This is a genomic window from Brevibacillus sp. SIMBA_040 (assembly GCF_046535075.1).
Classification (GTDB): Bacteria; Bacillota; Bacilli; order Brevibacillales; family Brevibacillaceae; genus Brevibacillus.
Window position 1 is genome coordinate 1 of record NZ_JAWRXI010000118.1, and the last position, 299, is coordinate 299.

Below are 299 nucleotides of genomic sequence, written 5' to 3' on the forward strand. Positions count from 1 at the left end.
GTGTCGATTCCGGGGTCGCGTGCGGCACGGTGCAGTCCCTGCGTTTTGACAGCCTGTGTGCGAAGATCATCGCCCACGGTCGGGATCGTTCGCAGGCCCTATTCCGTGCCACCGAGGCCCTGCGGGAACTCCGGGTAACAGGGTTTCCAACAAACGTTCCCTTTCACCGCTGGTTGCTCCAACATCCAGACTTCGCACGTGGCGTCTATAACCTGGGATTGGTGGGTGAGTACAGCGTCACCCCAGCACAGAAAGCGGCGATCCGCATGGAGTTGGCCGTTATTGCCGCTATATCGGCC

Annotated in this window: 1 pseudogene; it reads left to right on the top strand. The window is 60.5% G+C overall.

Annotation, left to right across the window (positions count from 1 at the left end):
- A pseudogene (locus SB752_RS32205) lies at nucleotides 1–299 on the top strand (hypothetical protein); the annotation flags it as partial.